1 protein-coding gene is annotated in these 255 nt (G+C 74.9%); it reads right to left on the reverse strand.

Annotation, left to right across the window (positions count from 1 at the left end; genetic code table 11):
- Positions 1 to 255: DUF222 domain-containing protein (locus QSK17_RS35980; protein ID WP_285711179.1), on the reverse strand; the 255-nt coding region annotated here is incomplete at both ends.

The following is a 255-nucleotide window of genomic DNA, read 5'->3' on the forward strand; positions in this document are numbered from 1 at the left end:
GGATCGGCTCGGCCAAAGCGGTCTCGGTGTCATCCAGATGCCGCACCGCGGAGGAGATCGTGGCGGCGTAACCGAAAGACAGGCTGCCCTCGGCGAGCCGGGCAGCGGTCTGGGGCAGGCGGGACAGGTGCCGGGCCAGAGTGATGCGCTCCCCGGCCCGGGCGGCGCGCGAGCCGGTGGCGGCGGCCAGCCACGCGCCGACCGAACGCCGCCCGAACAGGTGGTGGCCCTTCCCGGCCTCAGCCACCACCAGCC

The organism is Microtetraspora sp. NBRC 16547, from assembly GCF_030268965.1.
In the GTDB taxonomy this organism is placed as follows: domain Bacteria; phylum Actinomycetota; class Actinomycetes; order Streptosporangiales; family Streptosporangiaceae; genus Microtetraspora.